At 65.6% G+C, this 26,773-nt stretch carries 21 protein-coding genes; 10 read left to right on the top strand and 11 right to left on the bottom strand.

Going from position 1 to position 26,773, the window contains the following annotated elements; all coding sequences use genetic code 11:
- The first annotated feature begins 529 nt into the window (after window positions 1-529).
- A complete protein-coding gene (dnaB, locus tag RWR81_RS02250) occupies window positions 530-1,954 on the top strand; it encodes a replicative DNA helicase (protein WP_314453781.1) in 1,425 nt (474 codons plus the stop codon).
- Here dnaB and RWR81_RS02245 read toward each other — a convergent pair.
- From RWR81_RS02245 to RWR81_RS02230, 4 genes are all read right to left on the bottom strand, one after another.
- Window positions 1,945-2,736 (bottom strand): ABC transporter permease, encoded by a 792-nt coding sequence (locus tag RWR81_RS02245; RefSeq protein ID WP_314453779.1) that lies wholly within the window; start codon window positions 2,734-2,736, stop codon window positions 1,945-1,947. The genes dnaB and RWR81_RS02245 overlap by 10 nt on opposite strands.
- Window positions 2,733-3,644 (bottom strand): ABC transporter ATP-binding protein, encoded by a 912-nt coding sequence (locus tag RWR81_RS02240; protein ID WP_314453776.1) that lies wholly within the window; start codon window positions 3,642-3,644, stop codon window positions 2,733-2,735. Before RWR81_RS02240 ends, RWR81_RS02245 begins: the two co-directional genes overlap by 4 nt.
- On the bottom strand, window positions 3,641-3,991 hold the full coding sequence (locus RWR81_RS02235; RefSeq protein WP_314453775.1) for a PadR family transcriptional regulator: 351 nt from the start codon (window positions 3,989-3,991) through the stop codon (window positions 3,641-3,643). The genes RWR81_RS02240 and RWR81_RS02235 overlap by 4 nt, the downstream gene beginning before the upstream one ends.
- Before the next feature lie 117 nt (window positions 3,992-4,108).
- On the bottom strand, window positions 4,109-5,620 hold the full coding sequence (locus tag RWR81_RS02230) for an amino acid permease (protein WP_314453772.1): 1,512 nt from the start codon (window positions 5,618-5,620) through the stop codon (window positions 4,109-4,111).
- Between the two features lie 119 nt (window positions 5,621-5,739).
- Between RWR81_RS02230 and ddaH the strand changes: the two genes are divergently transcribed.
- Window positions 5,740-6,516 (top strand): dimethylargininase, encoded by a 777-nt coding sequence (gene ddaH / locus RWR81_RS02225; RefSeq protein WP_314453770.1) that lies wholly within the window; start codon window positions 5,740-5,742, stop codon window positions 6,514-6,516.
- Window positions 6,517-6,640: 124 nt separating this feature from the next.
- Here the strand turns inward: ddaH and RWR81_RS02220 are convergent, their stop codons facing one another.
- A complete protein-coding gene (locus RWR81_RS02220) occupies window positions 6,641-7,468 on the bottom strand; it encodes a hydroxymethylpyrimidine/phosphomethylpyrimidine kinase (protein WP_314453767.1) in 828 nt (275 codons plus the stop codon).
- Window positions 7,469-7,586: 118 nt separating this feature from the next.
- Between RWR81_RS02220 and RWR81_RS02215 the strand changes: the two genes are divergently transcribed.
- The 4 genes from RWR81_RS02215 (at window position 7,587) to RWR81_RS02200 (ending at window position 13,668) form a co-directional block, all read left to right on the top strand.
- Entirely contained in the window at window positions 7,587-8,927 is a 1,341-nt protein-coding gene (locus RWR81_RS02215; protein ID WP_314453764.1) for a Fic family protein, read from the top strand.
- A 53-nt stretch (window positions 8,928-8,980) separates the two neighbouring features.
- The gene (locus tag RWR81_RS02210; protein WP_314453760.1) at window positions 8,981-10,984 is read left to right on the top strand and encodes an alpha-amylase family protein; all 2,004 of its coding nucleotides are present in this window, start codon (window positions 8,981-8,983) and stop codon (window positions 10,982-10,984) included.
- A 147-nt stretch (window positions 10,985-11,131) separates the two neighbouring features.
- A complete protein-coding gene (locus RWR81_RS02205) occupies window positions 11,132-12,715 on the top strand; it encodes an L-serine ammonia-lyase (RefSeq protein WP_314453919.1) in 1,584 nt (527 codons plus the stop codon).
- Window positions 12,716-12,900: 185 nt separating this feature from the next.
- Window positions 12,901-13,668, top strand: a complete 768-nt coding sequence (locus RWR81_RS02200; protein WP_314453757.1) for a hypothetical protein — start codon at window positions 12,901-12,903, stop codon at window positions 13,666-13,668.
- A gap of 69 nt (window positions 13,669-13,737) precedes the next feature.
- On the opposite strand, the gene RWR81_RS02195 is transcribed toward RWR81_RS02200, so the two are convergent.
- The 5 genes from RWR81_RS02195 to RWR81_RS02175 form a co-directional block, all read right to left on the bottom strand.
- On the bottom strand, window positions 13,738-15,507 hold the full coding sequence (locus tag RWR81_RS02195; RefSeq protein WP_314453754.1) for a carbohydrate-binding domain-containing protein: 1,770 nt from the start codon (window positions 15,505-15,507) through the stop codon (window positions 13,738-13,740).
- 61 nt (window positions 15,508-15,568) lie between these two features.
- Entirely contained in the window at window positions 15,569-16,576 is a 1,008-nt protein-coding gene (locus tag RWR81_RS02190; RefSeq protein ID WP_314453751.1) for a polyphosphate polymerase domain-containing protein, read from the bottom strand.
- A 42-nt stretch (window positions 16,577-16,618) separates the two neighbouring features.
- Window positions 16,619-17,482, bottom strand: a complete 864-nt coding sequence (locus RWR81_RS02185; RefSeq protein WP_314453748.1) for a DUF4956 domain-containing protein — start codon at window positions 17,480-17,482, stop codon at window positions 16,619-16,621.
- Window positions 17,483-17,768: 286 nt separating this feature from the next.
- Window positions 17,769-18,590 (bottom strand): polyphosphate polymerase domain-containing protein, encoded by an 822-nt coding sequence (locus RWR81_RS02180; RefSeq protein ID WP_314453745.1) that lies wholly within the window; start codon window positions 18,588-18,590, stop codon window positions 17,769-17,771.
- Window positions 18,591-18,685: 95 nt separating this feature from the next.
- On the bottom strand, window positions 18,686-19,543 hold the full coding sequence (locus RWR81_RS02175) for a DUF4956 domain-containing protein (RefSeq protein WP_314453742.1): 858 nt from the start codon (window positions 19,541-19,543) through the stop codon (window positions 18,686-18,688).
- 684 nt (window positions 19,544-20,227) lie between these two features.
- On the opposite strand from RWR81_RS02175, the gene nrdH reads away from it, so the two are divergent.
- The 3 genes from nrdH to nrdE are packed head-to-tail and all read left to right on the top strand — an operon-like array spanning window position 20,228 to window position 23,041.
- A complete protein-coding gene (gene nrdH, locus RWR81_RS02170; protein WP_003788409.1) occupies window positions 20,228-20,473 on the top strand; it encodes a glutaredoxin-like protein NrdH in 246 nt (81 codons plus the stop codon).
- Between the two features lie 16 nt (window positions 20,474-20,489).
- A complete protein-coding gene (nrdI, locus tag RWR81_RS02165) occupies window positions 20,490-20,900 on the top strand; it encodes a class Ib ribonucleoside-diphosphate reductase assembly flavoprotein NrdI (protein ID WP_314453738.1) in 411 nt (136 codons plus the stop codon).
- Window positions 20,885-23,041 (top strand): class 1b ribonucleoside-diphosphate reductase subunit alpha, encoded by a 2,157-nt coding sequence (nrdE, locus tag RWR81_RS02160; protein ID WP_314453736.1) that lies wholly within the window; start codon window positions 20,885-20,887, stop codon window positions 23,039-23,041. Before nrdI ends, nrdE begins: the two co-directional genes overlap by 16 nt.
- Window positions 23,042-23,665: 624 nt before the next feature.
- Here nrdE and RWR81_RS02155 read toward each other — a convergent pair.
- A complete protein-coding gene (locus tag RWR81_RS02155; RefSeq protein WP_314453733.1) occupies window positions 23,666-24,361 on the bottom strand; it encodes an AAA family ATPase in 696 nt (231 codons plus the stop codon).
- A 352-nt stretch (window positions 24,362-24,713) separates the two neighbouring features.
- Between RWR81_RS02155 and RWR81_RS02150 the strand changes: the two genes are divergently transcribed.
- The coding region (locus RWR81_RS02150; RefSeq protein WP_314453730.1) for a DUF5979 domain-containing protein at window positions 24,714-26,773 on the top strand (2,060 nt) is incomplete at its 3' end.

The following is a 26,773-nucleotide window of genomic DNA, read 5'->3' as shown; positions in this document are numbered from 1 at the left end:
TCGACTTCGAGGAAAGTACTAGAAGGCTGAATATTTGCTGAGTATATGCCTGATGGGGCCGTTGTTCGGCCGAGATGACGGGGTCTGGGGATAACTGGTGCGGATCACCCTGTAGGGGAGCCACAAACGGTGTGGACCTCAAGTCGAACGTGATGTTTGTCCACAGGTTTACCCACTTGTCCACAGATCACATTGTGATGTCGTGGGAAACGCCTATAGGAACCCTGAACCGGCGAATTGCACTGATGCCAATGAAAAATCAATCGCCGTCGGAGAGGTGGCGCCGACTGCACACATCTGTGTCCACAGCCTCGTCACTTCTGTCCCCAGGCGATGGGGTGCTTCCCACAGGAGGGGTGCTGATATCCCCAGAGCTGGTGAACTTGAGAGTTTGCGAGGTCATCCTGATGGCGTTATCGTCACGCGCGCGCTCCACGCGGGCGAGCGTCTTTTCCGGCGCGGCACGACGTCGTCGGGAGCGGTAGGACGGGTCGGTGCGAGCCGGCGGAACAGTGCGGAAGGTGGCCGGATGGATAACGGCATGGGTGGGCGGGGCGGCTCGGGCGGTGACGTCGTCGGGAGCGTGCGGTCCGACAGCTCCGCCTTCGACCGCTTGCCTCCGCAGGACCTCGAGGCGGAGATGGCAACGCTCGGCGGCATGCTTCTGAGCAAGGAGGCCATCACTGACGTCATTGACGTCCTGCGCGGCTCGGAGTTCTACCGCTCGGCCCACGAGTCGATCTTCGACGCCATCGTCGAGGTCTACAACCGCTCCGAGCCCGCTGATCCCCTCATCGTGGCCGACGAGCTCTCCAAGCGCGGCGAGCTCGAGCGCGTCGGCGGCGCCCCTTACCTGGCCTCCCTCATGGCCACCGTCCCCACCGCGGCCAATGCCGGCTACTACGCCCGCATCGTCAAGGACAAGGCGCTCATGCGTGGCCTGGTCCAGGCCGGCACCCGCATTACCCAGCTGGGGTACTCCACCGACGCCGGTGACATCGCCGAGCTCGTTACGCTGGCTGAGGCCGAGGTCTACTCGGTGGCCCACCACGAGGGGGAGAAGGAGGACTACGTCGCCGTCTCAGAGCTCCTGGGGGAGGCCAACCTGGAGATCGAGGCCGCCCAGAACCGCGACAACGGGGCGCTGACGGGTGTGCCCACCGGCTTCATCGAGCTCGACGAGCTCACCGGCGGACTCCATGCCGGTCAGATGATCATCGTGGCTGCGCGCCCGGCCATGGGCAAGTCCACCCTGGCGGTCGACTTCTGCCGCTCGGCCTCGATCCACCACGGCATCACCAGCTGCTACTTCTCCCTGGAGATGGGGCGCATGGAGCTCATGATGCGCATCCTGGCCGCCGAGTCCAACGTGGACATGAACAAGCTGCGCGGCTCTCGCCAGATGGAGGACCGCGACTGGACCGACGTCGCCGTGGCCTACAACCCCGTCTCCAACGCGCCGCTGTTCATCGACGACTCACCCAACCTCACGATGCCGGAGATCCGCTCCAAGGCGCTGCGCATGAAGCAGCAGCACAACCTGGGCCTCATGGTCATCGACTACCTTCAGCTCATGAGCTCGGGCAAGCGGGTCGAGTCGCGTCAGCAGGAGGTCTCCGAGTTCTCCCGCTCCCTCAAGCTGCTGGCCAAGGAGCTGGAGATCCCGGTGATCGCTGTCGCCCAGCTCAACCGCGGTCCTGAGCAGCGAACCGGCAACAAGCCGCAGATGAGTGACCTGCGTGAGTCCGGGTCCCTGGAGCAGGACGCGGACATCATCATCCTGCTGCACCGCCCGGAGTACTACAACAACGAGGAGCGCCCCGGCGAGGCCGACATCATCGTGGCCAAGCACCGCAACGGGCAGACCCGCACCATCCCGGTGGCCTTCCAGGGGCACGTGTCGCGCTTCGCCAACATGGCGCGCGATGTCACCCCTGAGCCCGCCTACGAGTAGGCCGGCCGGGCGTCGTCGGGAGCCGGGAGGCTGACCGTGCGCAGGCGCAGGGCGCCCACAGTCCAGCTCGCGACCGTCAGCAGGACGGCCATGACGGCGACATGCGCCAGTCCCCGGTGCAGGTGAGTGGCGGCGTCGGATCCCAGATTCTCCACGACGACACTGGCCAGCTCCCGCGTCGACCACAGCGGTAGAACCCGGGTCCAGCCCTCGGAGGGGTCGACAAGCACTTGAATCGCCATGACCGATAGCAGCAGGAGCGCACCCTCCAGGTCCCGTGGGACCAGGGCGGCTGCCAGGGAGCCCAGGGGAGTGGCCACAGTGGCAGTCAGTAGCAGCATGACCGGTACCGCGCTCGGGTGGGTGAGCTCATCGCTGATCGTGACCAGCACAAGACCGGTGTAGAGCAGGCCAATGGTCCACCCCAGCCCGAGGACAGCGAGGTATCTGCCCAGAAGCAGTGCGGTGGGTGGTGCCCCGCTCACTGCGAGACGGCGGTCCACCGACCGGGACGAGACCTGTGTGAACAGCGCCAGTGTCGCCGTCGCCCACCCCAGGCCGATCGACAGGAGCCGGATGGCGGTCCAGTGCGTCTCCAGGCGCACCAGGTAGAAGACCAGCGGTAGGAGGGCCGCCAGCGTGAGTGCGCCGCGCCGTCGGGCGAGCTCACGCAGGGTGATGAGGGTGACCAGACCCGCGGTCGCGGCCGTCGACCGGAACCGGGGGCCCCCGGTGTGGGGCGACTCGGTCTGTGGTGTGGACTGGATGGGTGAGGTGCTCATGCGGGCTCCTTCCGCCGAGTCGGGCGGAGTGCCCAGTGGGGCGTCCTGCCGCTGCTCTCCTGCGGGGCCGGCAGCTCGATGACGCGGTCGACGAGGTCGATGTCTTGCAGCAGGTGGGTGACGAGCAGGACTCCCGCGCCTGAGGCGCGCCATGAGGAGATGAGTCTCCACAGGTCCTCGTAGGCCAGGGAGTCCAGGCCCTGGTAGGGCTCGTCCAGCAGGAGCAGATCGGGCGCGTCGAGCTGGGCGAGGGCGACGTTGAGCTTCTGTTGGGTACCGCCGGAGAGCATCCCGGCGGTCTGGTCTCCGCGGACGGTCCAGCCCAGACGGGTCAGAAGACGGCGACCCGTTGAGACGGAGCGGCCCCGCCGCATGCCGCGCGCTGCCCCGAAGAGGCGAAGGTGTTCATCGACCGTGAGCAGCGGTGCCAGGGAGTCGAGCTGGGGTGCGTAGCCGAAGCGCGGCGTCCTCTCGATGCTCCCACCGCTTGCGCGCAGCAGGCCCGCGCAGAGTTGGAGCAGGGTCGACTTGCCGGCGCCGTTGGCTCCGACGACGGCGACCACCTCGCTGCGGTGGATGGTGAGGTTGATGCCTGACAGGACGGTGCGGCCACCGCGGCGTGCGGACACGTTCGTCAATCGCAGGACGACAGGGGTGGCAGTGGTGGGAGCGGGTGTCGTTGCCTGATAATCCCGCAAGGCGGAGGCGACCTCGCGGGCGTAGAGGACCGCCGGTCCGTACAGGTCCTTGGGCTGTGCGCCGGCCGCCTCCGCCTCGGCGCGGGTCGAGGCGACCGTACGCACGACTTCGGGGACCGGCAGTCCGCGAGTGGCGAGCTCCGCCTCGAAGTTTCGGTACCAGTCGGCTGTGTCCGCCGTCCGGCCGAGGGCTTCCTCAAAGCGGCTCACGAGGAGGCCTCTGCCCGGGCGGTCCGACCCTCGATGAGGCCGCCGACCGCCGTGGAGAAGGTTCGCCACTCGGTCCGGCGTGCGGCGAGTTCGGTACGTCCGGCCTCGGTCAGCTCATAGTACTTGCGGGCCGGTCCGGAGGTGGAGGGGTGCCAGGAGACCGCGACGAGGCCGCGCTTCTCCAGGCGCATGAGGGCCGGGTAGAGCGTGCCGCCGGGTATTGCTTCCAAGCCGGAGACCGTGAGTCGCCGAGACAGGGACAGACCGTAGTCGGCGCGTTCGGCCAGCAGTGAGAGCAGGCAGGGTTCCAGGAACCCGCGCAGGAGGCGGGATGTCGAAGCGTCCACGCTTAATAGTCTACCTAGTTACTAGGTTGTCTATCTACCGGGACATGGGAACTCGCCGTCGGTGGTTCTCAGAGCGTCCCGGTGTCGGCGCTCCGCCCGCCGCCCGGTGCGTCGTCGTTACCCGATTTCAGGAGCCGAAAGGTCGATCTGAGACAGGGCGGCGGGTCTGGAGCGGCGGACCAGCTTGTAGCCGAGGAACAGGATGGCGGTGATCGGTAGCCCGATGTATGCGACGAGGAGGCCGTACCAGCTGAACCCGTCCAGGACCAGGCCGATGCCCTGACCGAGGATGACTCCGACGAAGACGATGAGTGCGAACCAGGTACCCGCTGGGAAGAGCTTGGCGCGGTAGGGCAGCTCGGATACGTTGCGGTTCTGGGCCTTCCAGGCCGCTCGGAAGCGCAGGTGTGCCACGCACACGGCCGCCCAGACGATGAAGCCGGTCAATCCGGTGGCGTTGTAGAACCAGGTGTAGGCCACCGAGTCGCCGACCAGGCTGGACAGGAACCCGAGCATGGAGATGATGATGGTGGCCAGGACGCCCCATACTGGGACGCCTCGGGAGGTCACTCGTCCGAAGATACGTGGTGCATGTCCGGCGCCGGCCATCGAGTACAGCAGCCGGCTGCCCACATAGAGCGTCGAGTTGCCGGCCGAGAGCACTGACGTCAGAACGACGGCGTTCATGAGGGCGGCCGCCGCCGCCAGTCCCGCTCGCTCCAGGACGAGGGTGAAGGGGCTGGCGGCGATGTTGGATTCCGAGCTGCTGAGCAGACGTGGGTCGGTGTAGGCCACGAGAGTGGCGACCACGGCGATGGCGCCGACGTAGAACAGCATGATCCTGACGAACACGGAGTTGATGGAGCGGGGCATTGTCGTGCGGGGGTTCTCGGCCTCGCCGGCGGCCACGGCGGCCGACTCGATCCCCACGAAGGAGAATCCGGCCACCATGAGTACGGACAGGGTGCCGGTGAACCCGTGGACGAAAGGTGCCTCGCCCGTGCTCCAGTTGGATAGACCGCCGTCGTGTCCGCTGAGGATGCCGATGATCATCGCGACACCCAGAACCAGGAAGACTATGACGGTGATGACCTTGATGCCGGCGAACCAGAACTCCGCCTCGCCGAAGACGCGGGCGGAGAAAAGGTTGAGCAGCAGAATGATTGTCAGGAAGGCCCCGCTCCACAGAAGTGACGGCGAGGCGGGGAACCAGTACTTCATGACAATGGAGGCCGCTACCAGTTCCACGGCGATCGTCATTGCACAGCTGTACCAGTACATCCAGCCCACCGTGAATCCCAGAGCGGGGTCCACGTAGTCGGAGGTGAAGGTCTCGAAGGCGCCGGCGACGGGGCGATGAGTGATCATCTCTCCCAGTGCGCCCATCATGAAGTAGATCGCCAGGCCGATGATCCCGTAGGAGAGCACAGCGCCTCCTGGCCCCGCCGAGGAGATCGAGGCGCCGGTGCCCACGAACAGGCCGGTACCAATTGCTCCGCCCAGCGCGATGAGGTTGATGTGGCGAACCTTCAGGTTGCGCTTCAGGGAGCCGTGGGAGGAGGTCTCGTCAGGGACGTCGGAATCGACGCTGTGGGGAGCATGGGGAAGCGCGGTGGAGGGATCGCTCATCGGGTCCTCCTTGTCCAGATAGACGGTATGGGTGTGACGTGCATGTTCATGCGGGTCGATGTAGTTTTCTACCACGTTCCGCCGAGCCCTTTGCGGGTTCTCATGAAAGGAGTATCTCGTTGGAGACGACTAAGGCGTTGGTGCGCCGTCCTGGTCCGCGGCTCTCGGAGGGTCTTGTCACCCATATCGACCGTACGGAGGTGGACTGCGACCTGGCGCAGCGGCAGTGGCGAGACTATGTGGATGCGCTCCATACGGCCGGCTGGGAGACCATTGAGGTCGACGAGGCGCCTGACTGCCCCGATGCCGTCTTCGTCGAGGACGCGGTAGTGGTCTATGGCAGCGTCGCCGTTGTCACTCGGCCGGGGGCCGATGAGCGCAAGCCCGAGGTGGACGCCGTCGAGAAGTCGGTGCGTGAGCTCGGGTATGACGTGAAGCGCATCGAGGCCCCCGGAACGCTCGACGGCGGTGACGTCCTCAAGTTCGGCGGGAAGGTCTGGGTGGGGCAGGGCGGTCGCAGCAATGCGGAGGGGCTGCGCCAACTGCGTGAGCACCTGGTGGCCGAGGGGGCGGAGACGATCGGTGTGCCATTGACCAAGGTGCTGCATCTGAAGTCCGCGGTGACGATGCTTCCGGACGGAACCGTCATCGGTTACGAGCCCCTGGTGGACGATCCGACCCTGTGGGACAGTTTCCTGGCGGTTCCCGAGGAGAGCGGAGCCCACGTCGTCCTCCTGGGAGGCTCGCACCTGCTCATGGCGGCTGATGCTCCGCGTAGCGCCGAGCTCTTCCGCTCGCGGGGCTACGAGGTCACCGAGGTGGACATCTCGGAGTTCGAGAAGCTTGAGGGCTGCGTTACCTGCCTCTCGGTGCGTTTGCGCGGCTGCCCCCGGTAGACGAGGTGCCGACCCGGTCGTTCGACAAGAGCGGGCCCCATGCCGCGACATGTATCGCGACATGGGCGGCGGTGAGAACCGATACCAGGTACTACGGTCTGCCGCTATTGTCGGGAAGCCGGTTTCAGGCCTTCCGGAACTCCCCTTGATAGACGTAGAGGAAGGGCATGTTGCCGCGCAGCCCGTGCCGGATGGAGGAGGAGACGACCTCCTTGGCGGTGACGGCGGCCTGAAGCGGGGCGGCGCCCTTGGCGAGCTCGGCGGTCACCGCAGCGGCCAGAGTGCAGCCGGCGCCGTGGACGCGCTCGGTGCCCACGGCCTCGACCTCGAGGACCTCCAGGGTGGTGCCGTCGTAGAAGATGTCCAGAGCGGTACCGGTGCCCAGCGACGGGCCGGCCTTGGCCAGGACGTTGGGGACCCCGTGATCGTGGATGCGCTTGGCGGCGTCCTTGAGCTGGGAGACCGTGGTGATCTCCTCCATGCCCGCCAGCGTGGCGGCCTCGAAGAGATTCGGGGTGGTCATCGTGGCGCGCGGCAGGATCTTGGTGCGCAAGGCGTTGTCCACCTCGAGGGCGCCCCCGAACTCCTGGCCCTTGCAGATGAGGACCGGGTCGAGCACCACTGCGGGGAAGTCGTAGGTCTCCAGGGCCTGCTCGACGACATCGATGGTGGGCGCCGTGCCCAGCATGCCGATCTTGACGGCGTCGACGCGCGAGTGGACGGCGGCGCAGGTCTCGATCTGGTCGGCGATGACACCGGGGTCCACCGGCACGAAGCGGTGGTTCCACCCGTCCTTGGGGTCCATCGACACGATGCAGGTCAGGGCCGTGCAGCCGAAGACTCCGAGGGTGTGGAAGGTCTTGAGGTCGGTCTGGGCGCCGGCGCCGCCCGAGGCCTCGGAGCCGGCGATGGTCAGGGCGATCGGAGTTCGGGGCTTGTCGACTGTAGTCATGGGAAGAAGCGTGCCCGCGCACAGGGTCCAGCGCAAACATGATGTCCACAACTGTCAGCAACTGCTAATTTGGGCTAGATTAGCAACAAACGACAGGTCGGCAGTGAGGTTCTGCGTCATGAAGGTTCCTGTTCCATCTCCAGCGGCCATGGAGGTGCTTCTGGCTCACCTGGCTGAGGACGGCCGCCTGACTGAGGTGCTCGTGTCGCCGTCGACGGCGGACACCGACTACCGGCCTTGGGACTGGTTCTTCCGCCACAATCCTCCAGCTGGCCTCACACGTGAGCAGTGGTGGGCGGCCGTGCGGCTGCGCCGAACCCAGACAGCCCGGCCCACTCCGTTCACGATGAAGGACGGCACCCGGTTCACCTACAACCTGCCAGACCCACTCCTGCGCGTCATCGATGACGTGTCCGCACGGGCGCGGGGGCAGGTTGAGCTGCCCGAGCCCATCGCCAATGCCGCGACGCGAGATCGCTACCTCGTGCGCTCCCTCATCGAGGAGGCGATGACCTCCTCGCAGTTGGAGGGGGCCTCGACCTCTCGGGTACGGGCCAAGCAGATGCTGAGGGAGGACCGGGCCCCCCGTGACCGTAGCGAGCAGATGATCCTCAACAACTACAGTGCGATGCAGCGTGTCATCGAGCTCAAGGACGAGCGGCTGACGCCCGGGCTTGTATGTGAGATCCACCGGATCGTCACAGACGGCGCGCTCGATGACCCGGCTGACGCCGGTCGACTTCAGCGCCCGGGGGATGCGAGAGTCCGCATCTACGGCACCCAGACCGAGGAGCAGATCCTTCACGTCCCACCCCCGGCCGAGACCCTGCCCGAACGACTTGAGACTCTATGCGGCTTTGCCAACGACTCCGACCGCTCTGACAGCACAGTCCCCTACATGCCACCGCTCCTGCGCGCGCTCACGCTGCACTTCATGATGGGCTACGACCACTACTTCGCGGACGGCAACGGTCGTACCTCACGGGCCGTCTTCTACTGGTCAATGCTCCGCCAGGGCTTCTTCCTCACTGAGTTCCTGTCGATCTCGCGCCTGCTGCGCAAGGCCCCGGCGAAGTACGCGCGCAGCTTCCTGCTCACCGAGCAAGATGAAGGGGACCTCACGTACTTCTTCCTGGCTCAGGCACAGGTCGTGGTACAGGCGATCGACGAGCTCGATGCCTACCTGGCACGCAAGACCGGCCAGCTGCGCGAAGCCACACGGCTCCTGCGCGACCTCGGACTCAACCACCGGCAGGTCGCGCTTGTTGAGATCTTCCTTCGCAATCCTTCCGGCAGCGTGACCGTGGAAGAGCACCGAACGACCCATGGTGTCGTCCCGCAGACAGCCCGCACGGACCTGCAGGGCCTCGAGCGTCGGGGTCTGCTCACCAGTTCCAAGCAAGGGCGAAAGGTCATGTGGTTCCCTGCTCGCGACCTGCCTCAGCGGGTCGGTGCCTAGCTCATCGGCCCCAGGCACTCGCTCCAGGCGCCCATATACGCGACCATAGATCTATGAGCGCCGCCACGTCCCTCCCGTCATCCCTCGACGACATCGTCTTCCACGTCCTGGATCCGCTTGAGGCCGCCGAGCGTGACATCTTCCTCACGCGCGCCGAGGCCTGGTATCCAGACCTCCTCGATGGGCTCACCACCCTTTACGGGGACGCCGCCGAGGCCACGGCGCTCAACCTGCTGGCCCTGGCCGCCCGGGCCTACGCGGAGCGCGAGCATGAGCTGTGCCGTCTGGACCTGGCCCGCACTCTCGACCCCGCCTGGGCCCAGCACCCCGGCCGTGTCGGATATGCCGCCTACACTGAGCGCTTCGCCGGCACCCTGCGCGGCGTGGAGGACCGCATCGACTACCTGCGCGAGCTGGGTGTCACCTACCTCCACCTCATGCCCCTGCTCACGCCGCGCCCCGGCGACTCCGACGGCGGCTACGCGGTGGCCGACTACCGCACCGTGCGCCCGGACCTGGGCACCATGGACGACCTCGAGCACCTGGCCGGCGAGTTGCGCGCCGAGGGGATCTCCCTGGTGGTGGACCTCGTCCTCAACCACGTGGCCGCCGAGCACGAGTGGGCGGTGCGGGCGCGCGCCGGCGAGCAGCGCTATCGCGACTACTTCCTCATCTTCCCTGACCGCACCGAGCCCGACGCCTACGAGCGCACCCTGCCGGAGGTCTTCCCCGACTTCGCTCCCGGCAACTTCACCTGGGACGATGACGTCAACGGCTGGGTGTGGACCACCTTCAACTCCTTCCAGTGGGACCTCAACTGGCGCAACCCCCATGTCATGGCCGAGTTCGCCGCCATCGTCCTGGACCTGGCCAACCGCGGCGTCGAGGTGCTGCGCCTGGATGCCATCGCCTTCACCATCAAGCGCTTGGGCACCGACTGCCAGGGCCAGCCCGAGGTCCACGCCATCACCGAGGTGCTGCGTGCCCTGACCCGCATCGCCTGCCCCGCCGTCGACCTCAAGGCCGAGGCGATCGTGGCCCCTACCGAGCTCCTCCAGTACCTCGGACAGGGCAAGTACACCGGCAAGGTCTCCGACCTGGCCTACCACAACTCCCTCATGGTCCAGGTCTGGTCCATGCTCGCCGCGCGTGACACGACGCTGGCCGTCGAGGCGCTCCAGGGCCTGCCGGTCGAGCCGTCCACAGCCACCTGGATCACCTACCTGCGCTGCCACGACGATATCGGCTGGGCCATCGACGACGACGACGCGGCCGCCGTCGGCCTGGGCGGCTACGACCATCGGGCATTCCTCGCCGACTGGTACGGCGGCGAGTACCCCACCTCCGACGCGGCGGGCCTCGTCTTCCAGTACAACCCGGTCACCGGGGACCGGCGCATCGCCGGAACGGCGGCCTCGCTCATCGGGATCGAGGCCGCCGCCGAGGCCTGGGAGGGTGTCACCGATGCGACCCCCGAGCATGAGGTCGAGTCGCTGTGGACCTGGCGTGAGGAGCGGATCCACGCTCTGCGCATGGCCTACGCCATCCTCTATGGGTGGGGCGGCATCCCCGTCCTGTGGAGCGGGGACGAGCTCGCCCAGCCCAACGACCCCAACTGGGACACCGAGCCCGGTCACGAGGCCGACTCGCGCTGGGCCGGGCGGCCCCGTCTCGACGAGACCCGGCTGGCCAACCGGCATGATCGCTCCACCGTCGAGGGGCGCGTCTTCACCGACCTGGCGCACATGGCGCGGGTGCGCGCCGACCTGCCTCAGCTCGATGCCGTCGTGCGCACCCAGGTCCAGGATGTTGACGACCCCGGGGTGCTGGTGACCTACCGTGACCACCCGCGCGGCAGCTTCGTGGGCGTGTACAACGTGACGCCGCAGTGGCGCTCGGTGGCCGCCGACCAGCTCGCCCGGCTCGGGGTCATGGGGGCCACCGACGTCCTGACCGACACGGTCCCCTTCGGGTCAACCTCACTGGAGGGGGCGGGGGACGGGCGAGTGCCCGTGCCGCCCTACGCCGCCTGGTGGCTGGTGCGCCCCACCGACTGACGGCAGATCGGCGCGAGCTCGTCGAACTTGGGAGCCCGGGCGCCGGGCGTGCATCATGGGGATGTGACCAGCCGTGGACTCTCCATCTCGACACACACCTCCGCCGTCGCCGGCCCTGACGGCTCGGCGGGTCCCACTGCCACCGGCATGTCGGCTCCTGCTCCGGAGACTGCCCTCGTCTCCACGGCCCTGGACTCGGCTACGCCCGCCGCCCTCCTGGCCGGGGCCATCGACGTCGAGCAGGCACCCCGCCCGCTGAGCGTCTTCGACCTCATGCGCATCGGTATCGGCCCCTCCTCCTCCCACACCGTAGGCCCCATGCGGGCCGGCCGCGCCTTCAGTCGGGAGCTGGCCGAGGCTGTCCGCCCGGGCGGCGCGGGGGCGTCCGACGGAGAGTGCACCTCACCGGTCTCCGGCGCCGGCCTGCCGCAGCCCACCCGCGTCACCGTCGAGCTCTACGGCTCGCTCGGCGCCACCGGACGCGGGCACGCCACCGACCGCGCCACCGTCATGGGGCTGGCCGGCTACGAGCCCGAAACCGTCCCAGCAGTCGTGTGCGAGTCCCTCATGGAGGAGGTCGAGGCCGCCGGCGAGTTGGTGGTCGACGGTGTCGGCCCCGTCCCCTTCAGTCCGAGTGCCGACATCCACTTTCTGCCCGGCCGGGTCCTGCCCTACCACGTCAACGGCATGACCCTGACCGCCTACTGCGCCAGCGGCGCCGAGATCCTGCGTCGCACCTACTACTCCGTGGGCGGCGGCTTCGTCATGGAGGACGTCGGCGCCCCCGGATCGCCGTCGATCCAGGCCCTGGCGACCGCCTCCGCCACCCAGGCCCACGCCACCCGCGCTCCTTTCCCCTTCACTACGTCGGCCGCGATGCTGGTGATCTGCGAGCGCGAGGGTCTGAGCGTGTCCGACGTCGTCCTGGCCAACGAGCTCTCCGCCCGCAGCCGGGGGGAGGTCATGGCCTACCTGGACCGCCTGCGCACTACGATGCGAGCCTGCATCGAGGCCGGCATGAGTGCCGAGGGAATCCTGCCCGGCGGGCTCGGGGTGCGCCGCCGCGCCAAGGCCCTCCACGAGCGGCTGCGTGCCCAGTCGACTGGCCCGGCCGCGGCCTTCACCATGGCCGACCCCCTGCGCGGCATGGACTGGGTGGACCTGTTCGCGCTCGCGGTCAACGAGGAGAACGCCGCCGGGCGCCGCGTCGTCACCGCCCCCACCAACGGCGCGGCCGGCATCGTCCCGGCGGTCCTGGCCTACTACGAGCGCTTCATCCCCGGGGCCGACGACGACGGCGCCCGCCGCTTCCTGCTGGCCGCCACCGCTGTGGGCGGGCTCATCAAGACCAATGCCTCCATCGCGGGGGCCGAGGTGGGCTGCCAGGGGGAGGTCGGATCGGCCTCCTCGATGGCAGCCGCCGGCCTGGCCGAGGCCCTGGGCGGGACGCCGGCCCAGGTGGAGAACGCCGCTGAGATCGCCATGGAGCACAACCTGGGGCTCACCTGCGATCCGGTGGGCGGGCTCGTCCAGATCCCCTGCATCGAGCGCAACGCGGTGGCCGCCGTCAAGGCCATCAACGCCGCCCGCATGGCCCTGTGGGGCGAGGGTCGGCACGCCGTCAGCCTCGACACCGTCATCGAGACGATGCGCCAGACCGGCGAGGACATGCTCGCCAAGTACAAGGAGACCTCCCGCGGGGGACTGGCCGTCAACGTCGTGGAGTGTTGAATTCATCAGCGAGCACTGTCATCGAGTATTGATGTGTTCGTGCGATTCTATCAGTTCATATAGTTGAATCTGTTTGCTTCAAGCTGTATCGAGTATTACCTCCCTATTAAGTATAGTGGTTGAGTTGTAGGATTTGTCGTGTTAATCTGCGATTAGTTGCGTCCACTGTAAAGGAAGTATGGCACATGTCGGACACTATTGTCGCATCGATTATTGGTGTTGTTGGGGCGGTAATTGCCGCTCTTGTGCCGACGATGATGTCGTCCAGAAATAATAAAGGAAGTGATGGAGGTCAGATCTACATCGCTGGGAATAGGAATGTGGCAACTATAGAAAAGCATGATAATAGGACGTACAACACCTATAACATGTACCCTTCTAGGGCGACCTCATCAAATGACGATGCGTTTATTCTTATAATCTCCGCTGTTGCGATACTTGCATGCGTTCTCGTCGGGGTGGGGGTTTTTGGGGATTTAGTTTTGACTGGGGTTGCTACTGCGGGTAGCGTCTTCGTGCTGTTTTTGCTGATTTTTTCCTTGATTGGGAATGTTTCAGTGAAAAAGATTTATCTTCTTGGTTACTTTCTGTTCGGTGTCTTGCTTTGGGTTTCGGTTCATCGTGTCACTACGTCAAATGTATTTTTGGCTCTTAAGAATGCTGTGAGATCGGGAAGTTTTACCCAGAGGGCATCTGCTGCATTTAGTGTGGGTGCTGCGGGTCACGCAGTTGCAATAGTATTTCTCTTGGTGGTGTTCTCTGTGTTTATCGCAATGTGGTCTGGGGTTGCTATATTAATCAAATACAATAATGTAAAATATGGCACGAAAGAAGGAGGTGGGAAGGAGTTTATTTCCTGCCTGATCGCTATTGCTATGCTGGTTATTTCGTGTTTAGGCGATTTAATCGGATCTTGGATCAGTTGGCTGGGTCAGGTAAACATAGGAACTTGATTGACGTCCAAATGTGGGTGGGGCCGCAGCATTGCGCTGTGGCCCCCCACCTTCGGTGTCCAGTTCGGGTCAGCTGCTCTGGGCTGTGCTGGACTGGCTGTTCGACTGGCCGTTCTGGTTGCTCTGGTTGCCGGGCTGCTGACCACCGTTGGGTGGCTGGCCGCCGCCGGGCTGACCGCCCTGGCCGCCGGGGCCACCACCCATGGGACCACCCATCCCGGCCGACAGTGCCGAGGCCGTCCCCGTGGCCGAGCCGCCCGACGACGTTGCCACCGTGTACTGCTGTCCCTCAGTGAGCCCCAGCACCGTGATCGCTGCGGCCGTGAAGTCGACCTTGACGGAAGCCACCTGTGAGCCGGAAGCATCCGTGACGGTGAGCGTGTCTCCCGCGGTCACCGAGGGGGATCCCGTCACCCCCACCAGCTGGGTCTCGCCGTTGGCGTCCACGGCCCCGTCCATCTCGCCGGCCTGCCCCGAGACCACCACGATCCCGCCTTTGACGTAGGCCGAGCCATTGGAGTCGATGCCGTCGGAGGAGGCGTAGGAGACCTCCACCTCGCCGCCGCTGATCGTGAGCACCGATCCGTCGTCGGACTCGGAGTCCGCGTTCTCGTGGCCCTCGATGACGTGGTCGCCGTTGGAGGCGTTGATGCCGTCGTCGCCGGCCGCGATGGAGAGCTCTCCGCCGACAACGTTGACGAACGGTGCCTGCAGCCCCTCATCGGCCGCATTGATGGTGACCGTTCCGGAGTCCTGTGTGTAGCTCACCCCGGCGTTGATGCCCTTGGGCGAGGGCGTCGTGGAGTCCGCCGTCGACTCCTGCCCGGGCGGAGCCTGTTCCTCAACAGTGGCGTTGGCCTGACCACCGCCGGCCGTGATCGTCAGGGCCGTGTCCTTCACGGTGACGTCCGTGATCGCGGAGATCGCGTCGTCGGAGGAGGTCAGGGTGATGCTCGCCTTTCCCAGGGAGATGAAGCCCTTCGTCTCATCATTGCCCTCACTGGACTTCAGTCCGTCACCGCCGGCCTCCACCGTCAGCGTCCCGGACTCGACTACCAGGTAGTCCTTGCCTCGCAGGCCGTCGTCGGCGGCCTTGACGGTGATGGTGGCGTTCCCGGTGATGATGAGGCCGTTCTTGGAGGAGATGCCGTCCTTGTAGGAGCCGGTCACGTCCAATTGGCCGGTCCCGGTGATGGTGAGCGTGTCGGAGGAGAACAGGGCCGCGGTGGCCTCCTGACCCGAGGCGTAGCTCGCTCCGTCGGTCAGCGTGTTCTTGGAGTCCTTGGCCAGGACCACGATCGCGTTTCCGGCGTCCTGGATGTCGATGGCCGGGCCGTCCGAGCTCGTGATGCTCGCGCCGTTGAGGACCAGGCGCACATCGTCCTTGGGGGCGTTGACGACGATCCGCCCGTTGCTGAGCTCGCCGCTGAGGACGTAGGTGCCGCCGCCGCTGATGGTGACGGTGCCCCCGTCGACCTTCACGTTGCTCGATGCCGACCCACTGGCCGAAGCCGACGATCCCGACAGCGTGATCGTGGTGGCCGACGACGTGTCCGTGGTTCCGGCGTCGTCCGCAGAGCTCGAGGCGTCCTCCACTGAGGCATTGGCCCCCAGGATGTCGGAGACGCTCGCGCCGGTGGACGCCGTGGCGACAGATGAGGAGATCGTCGTCCACGTCGTGTCCGACTCACTCGAGCTCGAGGCGCTGGCGTTTCCGGAGGCCGAGGAGGTCGAGCAGCCGGTCGCCAGGGCGATCGCGGCCAGGAGTGCGACGGCTCCGGTCGCGCGACGGCGGAGTCGGTTCAGGGGCTTGGTTGTCATCGTCTTGGTGGTCTTCATGGTTTCTGGGCCTCTTCTTCTCGGGTTTGGTGTCGGATCGTGGGTGGTCTGGGTGCAGCACTCAGGCGGCGCTCGCGGTGGCGCGGGTGGCGCCGATGCTCTCCAGGCTGGAGCGGTCGGTGCCGAACAGGTCGGCGAGCTCGTGGGTCAGAGTCCGGTACCAGCGATTGGCGGGAAGCTCGGGGTGGAGCAGCACCATGCCGGTGGCGTACTTCGAGATGCGGGTGGGCCGGTGGCCGGCGTCCCACAGGGCGCGGTCCGCAGGTGAGGGCGTGGCCGGGTTCTTCGTCTCAACGACGGCGACATCCGCCACCGCCACCGGCTCACCGTCGTTGATGGCCGCGGCCAGGTGGCCCGGGCGCAGGGCCTGAGGGGCTCCGACGGTCACGGCGGGGGTCCTCGTGCGGGCCCCCGGTGTCAGGCGCCGCCAGGTCAGGGCCGTGTCGATGGTGGCCCGGGCCTCGGCGTCAGGCAGGTGCAGGGTGGTGCGCTCATAGGTGGTGGCCAGCACAGGACGCAGCGCTGCGGCGACCTCCCGGGCCGCGGCCGGACCAGTGGCCCCCGTGCTCACCAGGCAGGCGGCCACGAAGGCACGGCCGGGGCCGGTGAGGCGGGAGGCGTCGTCGGGGTGGTAGCCCATGCGCCGCTTGACGGTGGTACCCCGTGCTCCGCGGGTCTTGACCTCCAGGAAGCACAGGCCGGTGTCCAGGTAGGTGCGGGTGCGGACCTTGAAGCGCCGACGCCGCTTGCGGGCCGTGAGCATGAAGGCCTCCAGCCCCGGGGTGTCGAAGTAGGTTGAGGTGTAGGAGAAGCAGCGCCGCTCATCGATGGTCAGCACCTGGGCGTGAGGCGCGAGCCCGTCGACGAGGTCTTGGGCGCTCTCCAGGGGCACAAGGTACTTGCGGTCCACGCGGGTGAGCAGGCCGGCGGCGCTGTTGAGGTCGGCGAGGGTGGTCGAGGCCAGGTGCTTCGTGCTTAGGGTGGCGGGGGCTGCCTGAGGTGTTTGGGGCACCGACGCCGCAGCACCCGGGTTCGTGGTGGACGTCACCATAGAGGTCGTGGTGGTCATCGTCGCGGTCCCTTCGACTCTGCTAGTCACTGTGGACCGGCGTCAGCGCCCGGCCATGGCCGGCTGGGCGACCGTCTGGGCCCGGCGGGCCGACACCGGCTGGCCGACTGACTGAGTCGTGGACTGTGATGCGGAGCGGGCGACGTACTGGGCCGCAGGGGTGATGGTGACGGGCTGGGTGTCGGCCTGGCCGGTGTCGGTACTGGTCTGTACGGTGCTCAGGTGCGTGCCGGTCCAGGCTTGAACGGTTGGGGCGGCGGGCGCACCGGCCGGCTCCAGGGCGGGGGCGTCGTCGTCGGAGCCCCGAGAGATTTCTGAGACCCCGGAGACCTCGGCCTCCAGCTCGGCGGAGGTGTCACGAGGCACTCGGAAGCGGACATCGACGGTGGTGGTGTCGTTGACCAGGTCGAGGCGCTGGACCTCCACCGAGCGGACCTGCCCGCCCAGGGTGTGCTCCAGGTGCGCGATGAGAGCGGTCTCGTTGGTGATGGCGTGGTCGAGGACGATCACCTGGTGGCGATTGCGGCGCATGAGTGCGGGATGGTCGCCGATCCACAGGGCCGCGACGACGGTCCCCATGAGGGCCGCCACCATACCGATCGGCGCGGTCTGGATCCCGCCGAGCAGGCCGAGGGCCAGGGCTGCGAAGAAGTAGGCCACCTCGTGCTGGGCCAGCTCGGTCGAGCGCAGGCGGATGATGGACAGGACGCCGAAGAGTCCCAGCCCCAGGCCGGCCGCGACACTCGCCGTCGACAGCAGCAGAGTGACGGCCAGGACGCCCACGTTGACGCCGATGTAAGCGGCCATGAGGTCCTTGCGCGAATGGCGGGGGGCGTAGAGCGCCCCGACCAGGACGGTGAGGGCGATCAGGTCGGCGGCGATGTAGGTCAGAGTGGTCAGGCTCATCGGGAGGCTCCTGTCGGGTCAATCGGACCGGTGCCGGGGCCAGCCGGGATGGGCTCTTGAAGGTCGAGCGTGTGCTCTGGTCGCGCCGCAGCCGCGGGGCTCCGTCCGGTGAGTAACAGTCAAGGAGCGCATCCCATGAGCCGGCTGTGAAAGCGGCATGGGTGAGGCATGACTTGTTCCGCCGTCGGTGTGGAGCGGCGAACAGCGCCCCCGGGTCGGGCGGGGCCCGTAATGTCCGGGGGCGCTGGTGTAGGGAGTGAGACCGTGGGTGAATACAGACTGACGTTCAGGCCGCCATCTGGCGCAGCGGTGCCTGACGCCGGTAGCGCCCCAGTTCCCGTTTGATGGTGCGGTGCCAACGGTTGGTGGGAAGGTTCGCGTACAGCAGCGCCATGCCGGTGGCGTACTTCGAGATGCGGGCCGACCGGTGACCCTGGTTCCACAGGAGCCGGTCCGTTGGGGAGGCCGTGGCCGGGTTCTTCGTCTCGACGACGTTGAGGTGGCTCACTGACACGCCTGTCTTGAGGCGGCGCCCGTCGGGGTCGAACAGGTCCCAGGTCAGCTCGGTATCGAAGGTGGCGCGGGCCTCGTCATGAGGCAGGTGCAGGGTGGTGCGGCTGTAGGTGGAGTCCATGACCGGGACGAGGGCATCGGCGATGGCGCGTGCCTCATCCGGCGAGCAGGTGGAGGACTCGACCAGGCGCTCGATGACGAACAGACGGCCGTCGGACGTGATGCGGTCGGCGTCGTCGGGGTCGTATTTGAATCGGTCCTTGACGGTGGCCTCGCGCGAGCCGTTGGTCTTGACCTCCAGGAAGCACAGGCCGGAGTCCAGGTAGGTGCGGGTACGGATCTTGTAACGTCGACGGCGCTTACGGGCCGCCAGGAAGTAGGCGTCCAGCCCGGGGGTGTCGAAGTAGGTCGAGGCGTAGCGGAAGTGCCGCAGACCGTCGATCTGGAGGACCTGCGCTCGCGGGGCGAGGTAGTCGATGACCTTCTGGGTGTCTCGGGGTGGGACCAGGTACTTGCGGTCCATGCGGGTCAGGAGGCTCGCCTCGGAGTTGAGCTCGGCGAGGGTGATCGTGTCGATTCCTTCGGTGTTCGGCACGGTACTGTCCTTTCCGGGTTCGGGAGTTGCGGTGGCGGTCGGTCGGTGCCGCGGGTCGGTTGTGGTGAAACGGTTGTGCAGTTGTGGTGGGTGGCTCAGTTGTAGCGGGGGTGCACCGTGGGGGGTGGCGGGGTGCTCGGCTGGGCCTGTTGCTGGCCGCCGGTGACCCAGGCGTATCGGGGCGGAGCGGTGGCAGCTGATGCGGCACTGTCATGTGAGGCGGTCCCGGGCCAGGCGTGCTGCCCAGACTCCAGCACCTGAGCGGCAGGCTGGAGTGGAGCCTCTTGGGGCGACGGAGGGGCCTGGCGCGCGATCCCCTGTGATGGCTGCGGAGCCTGCTGAGAGGCCACCTGCTGCTGGGGCACCGGTGTCGCCTCCCGCGATTGACGATGCAGCCTGTAGTGCACCTCGACGATGGTGGTGTCGTTGACCAGGTCCAGACTCTTGAGGTCGATGCTGCGCACCTTGGCACCGAGTAGGTCCTCGAGCTCGCGGGTGAGCTCACTCTCGTTGCTGATCGCCCGATCGATTGTGACGGTCTGGTTGCGGTTGTGGCGCATGAGTGCGGGATGGTCTCCGACCCATAGGGAGCCGATGATGAGGACCATAAGGATGATGACGATGATGAAGTGGCTCTGGATCCCGCCGAGCAGGCCGAGGGCCAGGGCCGCGAAGAAGTAGGCCACCTCTCCCTGGGCCAGGGAGGAGGAACGCAGGCGGATGATGGACAGGACGCCGAAGAGCCCCAGGCCCAGTCCGGCGCCGACGTCGTTACTCGATGACAACAGGAGGGTGACGGCCAGGACGCCCACGTTGACGCCGATGTAGGCGGCTACGAGGTCACGACGTCCGTGGCGCGGGATGTAGAGCGCTCCGACCAGGAGGGTGATGGCCGCCAGGTCAGCGGCGATGTAGGCCAGCGTGAGTGGTAGTTCTTGCAACGTCTGCTGCATGTGGAAGTCCTTGGGGAGTGGTGGATTGGGAACTGTATTGTTACGATTTCGTAATAACAACCATAAATCGACCGTTACAAAAAATGCTACAGCTTCCCCTTCTTGTTGGATGTGAGACTGAATACTTCCGGCTATCCCTCCGTGCTTCTCTGAAGTCCCTCGGGCGTCAGTGGTTGGTTGGGTGCTCAGAGGGGGTGTCCTCGGTTATTCATGACTCCAGCAATCGTTTGCTGAGTGTTTGCTGGGAGTGGCGACACGCCGTGCGTGGAGCACTCGGAGGGGATTTTTCCTTCTCTGTCCCCAGGTCTGGGGGCAGAGCTCCGGTGTCGACCGTCGACTCCTGTGGTTAAGAGGGCTGAATAGATGTCGCACCCGTGTAGGACCATCGTTCTGCGGCTCGTGGAGTCGGGGTGCAGTGTCGCCATCAGGGTGGCTGTCAGCCCTCTCCACTGGTCGTCCCCAGCTCGGTGAGTGTTTTCCACAGAAGGGAGGGGTGGTGTGCACAGGGCCACGTCAGACACAGCATCTTGGGGTGGTGGACCCGGCTTACCCCAAGGGGTAGTGTCTTGCTCCGCGGGGCCGTTCTGGCCTCCCGCGAATGACAAGCGTGTGGTGCCGCCGGCGCAGTCCCTGCCCAGGGACGGGCCGCAGTCACCGCCACCCGACCCTGAGGAAGAGACGGACATGGCGATCACCATCTACAGCAAGCCCAACTGCGTCCAGTGCACGGCCACCTACCGCGCCATGGACAAGGCCGGCCTGTCCTACGAGACGGTGGATATCTCCCTGGACGCTCAGGCTCTCGAGCAGGTCAAATCCCTGGGGTACGCCCAGGCTCCCGTCGTCGTTGCCGGAGAGGACCACTGGTCCGGTTTCCGTCCGGACAAGATCAAAACTCTCGCTCTGGCCGTCGAGTCCGTCGCGGTCTGAGGTCGCGGGGCGCGCCGTGAGTAGCGGGCCTCTGCTGGTCTACTTCTCCTCCACCTCGGAGAACACGCATCGATTCGTGGGCAAGCTCGGTTTCCCGGCGGTGCGCATCCCCCTGCGGCGCGCGGACCCGCCGCTGACCGTGGGCGAGGAGTACGTTCTGGTTGTGCCCACCTACGGCGGCGGCTCCGTCAAGGGGGCGGTGCCCAAGCAGGTCATCGCCTTCCTCAACAACCCGGACAACCGGGCCCTGTGCCGGGGCGTCATCGCCTCGGGCAACACCAACTTCGGCCAGGCCTACTGCCTGGCGGGTGACATCATCGCCAGCAAGCTGGGGGTGCCGTTCCTGTACCGCTACGAGCTGCTCGGCACCCCCACGGACGTCGCACGCGTCAAAGAAGGATTGGAAGACTTTTGGCAGACACGCTGACGGACACCGGCTCAGAGACCGTGTCCTCCCCGGATCTGGACTACCACGCGCTCAACGCGAAGCTGAACCTCTATGACGCGGACGGCAAGATCCAGTTCGACGCCGACCATGAGGCGGCTCGGCAGTACTTCCTTCAGCACGTCAACCAGAACACGGTCTTCTTCCACGACCTGGAGGAGAAGCTCGAGTACCTGGTCGAGGAGGGCTACTACGAGGGCCACATCCTGGACAAGTACTCCCCGGAGTTCGTCAAGACCGCCTTCAAGGCCGCCTACGCCCACAAGTTCCGTTTCGAGACCTTCCTGGGTGCCTTCAAGTACTACACGTCCTACACGCTCAAGACCTTCGACGGGAAGCGATACCTGGAGCGCTTCGAGGACCGCGTCACCATGGTGGCCCTCACCCTGGCCGACGGTGATGAGCAGCTGGCCCTCGACCTCGTCGATGAGATGATGTCCGGCCGCTTCCAGCCAGCCACCCCCACCTTCCTCAACGAGGGCAAGGCCCAGCGCGGCGAGCCCGTCTCCTGCTTCCTCGTGCGTATCGAGGACAACATGGAGTCGATCGCCCGCGGCATCAACTCCGCCCTCCAGCTGTCCAAGCGCGGTGGGGGAGTGGCCCTCCTGCTGAGCAATCTGCGGGAGATGGGCGCCCCCATTAAGCGCATCGAGAACCAGTCCAGCGGCGTCATCCCCGTCATGAAGCTGCTGGAGGACTCCTTCTCCTACGCCAACCAGCTCGGTGCTCGTCAGGGGGCAGGGGCTGTGTACCTGCACGCCCACCACCCCGATATCATGCGGTTCCTGGACACTAAGCGTGAGAACGCCGATGAGAAGATCCGCATCAAGACCCTCTCACTGGGTGTCGTCATCCCGGACATCACCTTCGAGCTGGCCCGCAACAACGAGGACATGTACCTCTTCAGCCCCTACGACGTCGAGCGCGTCTACGGCATGCCGTTCGCGGACATCAACGTCACCGAGAAGTACCGCGAGATGGTGGACGACGGGCGCATCAAGAAGAAGAAGATCAACGCCCGCACCTTCTTCCAGACCCTGGCAGAGATCCAGTTCGAGTCCGGCTACCCGTACGTCATGTTCGAGGACACGGTCAACAAGGCAAACCCCATCAAGGGCAAGGTCGTCATGTCCAACCTGTGCTCCGAGATCCTCCAGGTCTCCGAGCCCAGCGAGCTCAACGAGGACCTCACCTTCGCCCACGTGGGCAAGGACATCTCATGCAACCTGGGCAGCCTTAACATCGCCAAGACGATGGACTCCCCGGACTTCGCCCGAACGATCCGCACCGCCGTGCGCGGCCTGACCGCCGTCAGCGACCAGACCCACCTGCCCAGCGTGCCCTCCATCGACCGCGGCAACCACGAGTCGCACGCCATCGGCCTGGGACAGATGAACCTCCACGGCTTCCTGGCGCGCGAGCGCATCCACTACGGCTCCGAGGAGGGCCTGGACTTCACCAACGTCTACTTCGCCAGCGTCCTGTTCGCCGCCCTGACGGCGTCGAACGAGATGGCCGTGGAGCGTGAGGAGAGCTTCGTGGGCTTCGAGGACTCGGCCTACGCCAGCGGCGAGTTCTTCGAGAAGTACGTGACCCAGGACTTCGTGCCGGTCACCGAGCGGGTCAAGGAGATCTTCGCGGCCTCCAGCGCGCGTGTGCCCACCCGTGAGGATTGGGCTGAGCTGGCCGCCAAGGTCAAGGAGGGCGGCCTGTACAACCGCAACCTGCAGGCCGTGCCGCCCACCGGCTCGATCTCCTACATCAACAATTCCACCTCCTCGATCCACCCGATCGTGGCCAAGGTGGAGATCCGCAAGGAGGGCAAGATCGGCCGTGTCTATTACCCGGCGCCCTTCATGACGAACGACAACCTCGAGTACTACCGGGACGCCTACGAGATCGGCCCGGAGAAGATCATCGACACCTATGCCGTGGCCACCCAGCACGTGGACCAGGGGCTGAGTCTCACGCTGTTTTTCCCGGACACGGCCACCACCCGCGACGTCAACCGCGCCCAGATCTACGCCTGGCGCAAGGGCATCAAGACCCTCTACTACATCCGCCTGCGCCAGGCCGCCCTGACCGGTACCGAGGTCGAGGGCTGCGTCTCCTGCATGCTGTGAGCCGGGAGCGTTCGGAAATTCGAATGGTTGTGGAGAGGAATGTGAGTGGGCCGGGTTGCCTACGGGGATGAGAGTGTTCGTCGCGTTGGCGTTCCTGATCAGGTGATCGGAACGCTGGGCGATCATCGGGCTGGCTCAGATGCTGGCGATAACTGGAGCATGATCGCTGACCGTGTGCGGGTGGAGGAGATCGATCCCCGTAGATAGCGCGAACGCCGGGCCCACATGACGACACGGGTGCACCGGTGCTTACTTCCACTCCGCGCCGTAACGCGGCGGCACATCAACTATATGCCAGCAACGCCGCTATTGCCAGCAATTGCGGCATTGCTGGCAATAGCGGCATGAGTCACACGGCCGAGCATCCCCCTGCAGCCGCCTGCGGGGGACAGTGTCTAGGTATTGTGCGACGACGCAGCTCGCGCACGGTGGCATGCGGATCCTCTCCGGTAGGGAACCCAGGCAGGTGCCAGTGCCCGTTGCGAAAGAAGGATGAAGCGTCCACGTGTTCGTGCCTTGGGGTGGGCGTTCGTACCCTCTACCTCTCGAACGCGCGCCCCAAGGCACGAACACGCCGTCGGCGACTGGCAAGAATCGGCCTCCCCGGGACGTGCGCGACAGGAGCTAGTCGAGCTCGTCGTCGGAATCGTGTTCGTCCTCGGGTTCACGCCACACTTCGTCACAGCGGTGGACGCTCGTGGCGATGAGTCGCGCGTTGGGCAGGTCCACCGTACGTACCCAGTGACCGGCGTCGAGCGGGTTCTTGCCGAATTTCTCATGCCGGCTGATGAGGCGGGTCATGAGCACCTCCTCAGGAATATCGATGTGGATGAGTAGATCGATCCGCTCACGTACCGCACCCCAGCCCCGTGTCTCAAGGGCCAAATAGTTGCCCTCGGTGATGACGATGCCCGGTCCTGACACGACGCCTCCGGCCGCCACGGGCTCGTGCAGATCGCGCCGGTAGACCGGCACGAGGACCTGTTTGGTGCCATCGGTACGCACCCGGTCGAGGATTGCCAGATAGCCGTCGATGTCGAAGGTGTCTGGCGCGCCTTTACGGTCATGACGGTCCCACTCGTTCAGGACGGCGTCGGAAAGATGGAATCCGTCCATGGTGACAAGTCCGGCGAAGAGGTCCGCCTCCTTGAGGCGGGTCCTCAGTTCTGAGGCGATGGTTGATTTCCCTGATCCGGGCGCTCCGACGAGCCCGACGACGAGGCGTTCGGGTGCGGCGTCGGCCTCCAGCCGCTGTGCGAGCTGATCAACGAGGTTGCTGACAAGGGTGGAGATCGCATCCACCCGAACCGTGGGGCTCATGGAACTATTATCTCAGTCAACTACATGGCTGATACCTGAATGTCGTACCTGTTTCCGCTGTGATGCCTGGATGGAGTGGCTCCTGGCGGAGGCTGGAATCGCGGGGAATGAGGCCTGTGTCCGGTTGTCCTCATCTGCTCCGGGGTCAGCGGGGCGTTATCGGCGCACTCGCCGCTGATGCTCCCGTCCCGTCTACCTTCATGGTTCGCGATGACTCCGTCATCATTTCGTGGCGCAATGGCCGCCTTTTCGTGACCTGTACGTGAGATTTGTGCCATTGAAATCAGTAAATATTGAATCTAAATTCAGCGAGTCATCAATTGAGTGTCAGCCTTCTCCCGAAAGGTTTGCCGTGTCTGATACCCCTACTCCCAGAGTGCTCGGCGCGTCTGCGCGTGCGGCAGGTGCTCTTCTCCTGCTCGTGGTGCTCGTCGCCACGATGCTGACGGTCCTGCCGACGCAGGCCCGAGCCGCCATCAACTCGAAGATCACCGTCTCCGACTTGGAACTTGTGGCCTCGGATCCCAACGGCAAGGAGGATCCGAACAAGACCTCGATCCAGGGTGGTGACATCCTTAAGCTGAAGTTCGCCTGGGATGCCAGCAGTGTTGGCGCCAAGAGCGGGGACTCCTTCGAGATCGGACTGCCCGAGCAGATCCGCAGCAGGGAGAACCTCACGGAACCAATGACGGTCACCCACCAGGGCTCTAACCACAAGGTGGGTGAGTGCGTAGTATCCGAGCACAAGATCACCTGCACCTTCAATGACACCCTCGACGCCATTACCGCCCAGGGTTTCAGTGGACTGCGGGGTACTGGCTCGGCGCTGATGGTGGCCGCTAAGGCAACCGACTCGCCCAAGTTGACAGTCGATGCCAACGGCAAGAAAACCCCGGTGTCCATTCCCGGCGGCAAGATCACCGAGTACGTCGACAGCCCCTATAAGCCGGAGACGGTCTCCAAGTGGGCCAACGACCTCACCGCTGACACCGAGAAGTTGACCTGGCAGCTGATCTTCGGTCCCGCCCAGATCAAGAAGGCTCTCGAAGAGAACGGTCAGTCGCTGGCCGTGGATGGCAAGACCCGGTCGACCATCACCTTCACCGACGAGCTCGGTCCCGGGCAGACCTACGTCTCCAACAAGGACAGGTGGAGGCTGGGTACCGGTACCGTTGAGGGGAAGGAGACCAACTACTTCCAGCTCACGGATGGTACCGGAGTCGACCAGAACACCAGCGAGGGCGACTTCGACCTCGACGTCTCCATTAACGGCGACGTCGCCACCATTAAGGTGACCGGCCCCTTCGCGCCGCGTAGCAACTACATCATCTACTACGAGTCGACCCCCAACACCGCCAATGGCAAAATTCAGGCTGGTGTGCAGTACAGGAACAACGCCACCGCGCTGGGAAGCGGTCTGCAGGCCTCCTACTCGTTGCATTACACGAAGTCCTTTACCATTAATGTTGAGATGAAGCCCGGATTCGGTGGTTTCGACGTCACCAAGCTCCTCACCGGAGCTGAGACCGGCAAGGTGCCGGACGGCACCACCTTCAAGGTCGGCGTCCACTACGAGTTGCCCGGCGGTGCCAAGACGGATGCCTACCCGGAGTGGACTGCTCCGGGGACCGTCAACCAGGAGGGCACCGGAGGGGACGCGGAGATGTCCGTCACCGTCGGCGCGAAGACCGTGTTCAACGGCACCTTCCCGACCGGAACGGTCCTGACTTTTGATGAAGACACGACGAAGGCCTCGGTCACTCCCGATGGCGTCGTCTGGGGTGCTCCGACCTTCATGGTCGGGGGCCAGAGCACTAACACTCTGACCGTTGAGGACCAGAAGTCCACGGCTGTGACGCTGAGCAACTCCGCCAACTCCGTGCCCGTGGATCACGGAGACTTCACGATCACCAAGGCTCTGGCCGGCGATGGTGACTTCAGCAAGTCGACCTTCCTGTTCACCTACAACTGCACCGACAACACCACAGGCCTGCTGATGGTGAAGGGCGGGGCGACCTCGGAGACGTCCGAGGAGGTCAAGGCGGGCTCGACCTGCACCATCACTGAGATGACCGACTCTGCCGCCCGGGCGGGATACACGCTGACAGCCTCGGACCCGCAGACCGTTGAGATCGCCAAGGACCAGACGGCCGAGGTGACGATGACCAACACCTACACCCTCAAGGCGGGGCCTTCGCCGGAGCCGACCACGAGTCCGACGTCGGACCCGGCCACGGACCAGGCAGCAGACCCAGCCACGGACCAGGCAGCAGACCCAGCCACGGACCAGGCAGCAGACCCGGCCACGGACCAGGCAGCAGACCCGGCCACGGACCAGGCAGCAGACCCAGCCACGGACCAGGCAGCAGACCCAGCCACGGACCAGGCAGCAGACCCAGCCACGGACCAGGC

This window comes from uncultured Actinomyces sp. (genome assembly GCF_963526355.1).
In the GTDB taxonomy this organism is placed as follows: domain Bacteria; phylum Actinomycetota; class Actinomycetes; order Actinomycetales; family Actinomycetaceae; genus Actinomyces.
This window is presented reverse-complemented; position numbering and strand designations above follow the sequence as displayed.